General features: G+C 74.6%; 3 protein-coding genes. All 3 read left to right on the forward strand.

Features of this window, described 5'->3' with window-relative positions:
- Positions 1-611, forward strand: a 611-nt coding sequence (locus ACFFNX_RS47945) for a formylglycine-generating enzyme family protein (protein WP_378213098.1), incomplete at its 5' end; no start/stop codon positions are given.
- Positions 612-654: 43 nt separating this feature from the next.
- Positions 655-1842: a CaiB/BaiF CoA transferase family protein gene (locus ACFFNX_RS47950; RefSeq protein WP_378213099.1), complete on the forward strand. Its 1188-nt coding sequence runs from the start codon at positions 655-657 to the stop codon at positions 1840-1842.
- Positions 1842-2333 (forward strand): HpcH/HpaI aldolase/citrate lyase family protein (locus ACFFNX_RS47955; RefSeq protein ID WP_378213100.1); only part of this gene is annotated, 492 nt, incomplete at its 3' end. The genes ACFFNX_RS47950 and ACFFNX_RS47955, both read left to right, overlap by 1 nt.

A 2333-nucleotide genomic window follows, 5' to 3' on the forward strand; every position in this document is an offset into this window, starting at 1 on the left:
TCGGCGAGGCGGTCCGCGTCGCCCCCGGGCCGCGCACGCTGACCGTCACCTACCGCGTGCGCGAGTGCGGGTTCGACGACGGGGCGCCGTACGTCGACGCGTGGAAGCCGCTGCCGCCGGACCTGCACGCCCTCCGCACCGTACGGCGGCGCGTCGACCTGCGGCCCGTCGCCGTGGCCGTACGGGAGGTGACGAACGCCGAGTACGCGGCGTTCGTCCGGGCGAGCGGGTACGCGCCCCGCCACCCGGAGCGGTTCCTCGACCCCGCCCGCGACACCCGGCCGGACGCCCCGGTGACCCGCGTCGATCTCGACGACGCGCGAGCGTACGCGGCCTGGGCCGGCGTGCGGCTGCCGACCGAGTTCGAGTGGCAGGCGGCGGGCGTCCCGGCCACGGTCTGGAACTGGACCGAGAGCGAGCACACCGACGGCCGGACCCGCTTCGCGTTCCTCAAGGGCGGACCGGCGCGGGCCGTCACCGGCTCGGAGTGGTACGCCGACGACGGCGTCCGCACCCCCGAGCACACCCTGAAGCTGCTGCGCACCCACCCGGCGGTCGAACGTTCGCCCGCCGTCGGATTCCGGTGCGCCGCCGATCTGGAGGAGACATGAGCGACCGAATCGGTGAACACGCGCCTCCGGCGAAGGAGGACTCGTGAGCGCTCCCCTGGAGGGCGTCCGCGTCCTCGACCTCGCGACGCTGTTCGCCGGGCCGATGGCCGCGATGTTCCTCGGCGACTTCGGCGCCGAGGTCGTCAAGGTCGAGCACCCCCGCAGGCCGGACCCGTCGCGGGGGCACGGCGCGGCCAAGGACGGCATCGGGCTGTGGTGGAAGATGCTCGGCCGCAACAAGCAGACGATCACCCTCGACCTGTCCGCGCCGGAGGGGCAGGAACTGCTGCTGCGCCTGGCCCGCGACGCGGATGTGATCATCGAGAACTTCCGGCCCGGCACCCTCGAACGCTGGAACCTGTCCTATGACCGGCTCAGGGCGGCCAACCCCGGGCTCGTGCTCGCGCGCGTCACCGGGTTCGGCCAGTTCGGCCCGTACGCCCGGCGCCCGGGGTTCGGCACGCTCGCCGAGGCCATGAGCGGGTTCGCCGCGATGACCGGCGAGCCGGACGGGCCGCCGACGCTGCCGCCCTTCGGCCTCGCCGACGGCATCGCCGCGCTGGCCACCGCGTACGCGGTGATGACCGCCCTGCGCGCCCGCGACGCCGGCGGCACCGGCCAGGTGGTGGACCTGTCCATCATCGAGCCGATCCTCACCGTCCTCGGCGGCCAGCCCACGGCCTACGACCAGCTCGGCCTCATCCCGCCGCGCACCGGGAACCGGTCGGTCAACAACGCCCCGCGTAACACCTACCAGTGCGCCGACGGCTCGTGGGTGGCCGTCTCGACCTCCGCGCAGAGCATCGCCGAGCGCGTGATGCGGCTGGTCGGGCACCCCGAGTACCTGGACGAGCCGTGGTTCGCCACCGGGGCGGGCCGCGCCGGGCACGCCGACGAACTCGACGCGGCCGTTGCCGCGTGGGTCGGCGCACGCACCCGCGCCGAGGTGCTGGAGGAGTTCGAGAAGGCCCAGGCGGCCGTCGCGCCGATCTACGACGTGTCCGACATCATGGCCGACCCCCAGCTCACGGCGCTGGAGGCGATCACCACCGTGGACGATCCCGACCTGGGGGCCGTGCGCATGCAGAACGTGCTGTTCCGCCTGTCGGGAACGCCGGGCGCCATACGGTGGAGCGGGCGGTCCCACGGCGAGGACACCGATCGGGTCCTCGGCTCGCTCGGGCTCACCACCGAAGACATCGCCGGGCTGCGCGACCGGGGCGTGGTCTGATGCCGACCCTGCTCTACGTACCGGCCGACCACGCCCGCAGGGTGGAGAAGGCCCTCGCCTCCAGCGCGGACGTGGTGATCCTCGACCTGGAGGACGCCGTCGCGGTCGCGCACAAGGAGTCCGCGCGGGCGGCGGTCGCCCGGCTGCTCGCGGATCCACCGCGACCGGTCCAGGTCCGCGTCAACGACCTGCGCACCCCGTACGGCCGCGCCGACCTGGCCTCTCTGGCACCGCTGCTGCCGGGCACCGACGGCGTGCGGCTGCCGAAGATCGAGTCGGCGGACCAGGTACGGGAGGCGGCGGCGACCGCCCCGGGCGTCGCGCTGCATCCGCTGCTGGAGTCGGCGCTCGGGGTCGAGCGGGCCTACGACATCGCCCGCGCCCACCCGCGCGTGGCGAGTATCGGACTCGGCGAGGCCGACCTGCGCGCCGACCTGGGGGTCGCGGACGACGCGGGTCTGGCCTGGGCACGGTCGCGGGTCGTCGTGGCG

Source organism: Actinoallomurus acaciae (assembly GCF_042429965.1).
Classification (GTDB): Bacteria; Actinomycetota; Actinomycetes; order Streptosporangiales; family Streptosporangiaceae; genus Actinoallomurus; species Actinoallomurus acaciae.